Origin of the sequence: Paraburkholderia monticola, from assembly GCF_001580545.1 — a bacterium.
Taxonomy (GTDB): Bacteria; Pseudomonadota; Gammaproteobacteria; order Burkholderiales; family Burkholderiaceae; genus Paraburkholderia; species Paraburkholderia monticola.
Window position 1 is genome coordinate 1 of sequence record NZ_LRBG01000029.1, and the last position, 1,551, is coordinate 1,551.

Here is a 1,551-nt window from a genome sequence, read left to right on the forward strand (position 1 = left end):
GCGGCACCTACGGGCCCGATGGCATCGCGATGCTCCGAATCTGCAAGGAAGAGTCGGTCAATAAGCGCCAGGGCTACGACGGGCTCCTGGCGATGATGGCCGGCACCGACGCGCAGCGCGAGCTGGTCCAGCAGGCGGTGAACCGCTGGTGGTGGCCGGGGCTGATGATGTTCGGCCCGAGCGACAAGGATTCGGTGCACAGCAACCAGTCGGCGCAATGGGGCATCAAGCGCATCACCAACGACGACCTGCGCCAGAAATTCGTCGACGCGACCGTCGAGCAGGCCAAAGTGCTCGGCGTCACGCTGCCCGACGCGGACCTCAAATGGAACGAGGCGCGCGGCCATTACGACTACGGCGACATCGACTGGGAAGAGTTCTGGCGCGTGGTGAACGGCGACGGCCCGTGCAACCGCGAGCGCCTCGCGACCCGCGTGAAGGCCCATGACGACGGGGCATGGGTGCGCGAAGCCGCGCTCGCCCACGCCGGGAAGCAGCGCCAGCGCGCGCAACAGCACGCCGCCTGAGCGGCACGACACATCACAGGAATCAGGAGATCAGCAATGAACAAGGAATGGCCGATTTGGGAAGTGTTCGTGCGCAGCAAGCAGGGACTCGACCATAAACACTGCGGCAGTCTGCACGCCGCCGACGCGCCGATGGCGCTGCGCATGGCGCGCGACGTCTACACGCGTCGCCAGGAAGGCGTGAGCATCTGGGTGGTGCCGTCCTCGGCGATCACGGCCTCCGCGCCGGAAGAGAAGGCGGAGCTGTTCGAACCGGCGGGCGACAAGATCTATCGCCACCCGACGTTCTACACGCTCCCCGACGAAGTCAACCACATGTAAGCGCCGCCATGTCCACTACGTCCTTTACGTCCTCTGTGTCCACTACGCCTGAACATCTGCAGTACGTGCTGCGCCTCGCGGATACCGCGCTGATCCTCGGACAGCGCAACGCCGAATGGTGCGGCCACGGCCCGATCCTCGAAGAGGACATCGCGCTGTCGAACATGAGCCTCGACCTGATCGGCCAGGCGCGTCTGCTCTACACCCACGCTGCCACGCTCGAACAGCAGCTCACCGGCCGGCAGCGCAGCGAGGACGACTACGCGTACTTCCGCGCCGAGCGCGAGTTCGCCAGCTACACGCTCGTCGAGCTGCCGCATTACGGGCCGCTCGCCGGCACCGCGCAGGCTGAAAAGGACTACGCGGTCACGATCGTGCGCAACTTCCTGTACGCCACGCTGATGATGCATCTGTGGAGCGCGCTCACGCGCTCCGCGGACGAACAGCTTGCCGCGATCGCCGCGAAGTCGATCAAGGAAACGCAGTACCACGTGCATCACGCGGGCGAGTGGCTGGTCCGTTTCGGCGACGGCACCGACGAATCTGTCTCTTATACACATCTGACGCTGCCGACGCGCGCCTTCGTGTATGTCTCGGTGGACGGCGTAGTATTTAGACAAATTACACTGAAATGACTCCACAGATGCGGAGTAGATGGGTCATGCTACGCTACATGGCGACAAAACAGACATGATCGACGCTC

The 1,551-nt window shown here is 64.2% G+C and carries 2 protein-coding genes and 1 pseudogene; all 3 read left to right on the forward strand.

The annotated features are described in order from the left end of the window. Positions 1 to 527: Phenylacetic acid catabolic protein (locus CI15_RS19470; RefSeq protein ID WP_075643733.1), on the forward strand; the 527-nt coding region annotated here is incomplete at its 5' end. Positions 528 to 563: 36 nt separating this feature from the next. After that, entirely contained in the window at positions 564 to 848 is a 285-nt protein-coding gene (gene paaB, locus CI15_RS19475; protein WP_062129962.1) for a 1,2-phenylacetyl-CoA epoxidase subunit PaaB, read from the forward strand. Between the two features lie 35 nt (positions 849 to 883). Continuing rightward, positions 884 to 1,432 (forward strand): annotated as a pseudogene (gene paaC, locus CI15_RS19480) (1,2-phenylacetyl-CoA epoxidase subunit PaaC); the annotation flags it as partial. Between the last annotated feature and the right edge of the window lie 119 nt (positions 1,433 to 1,551).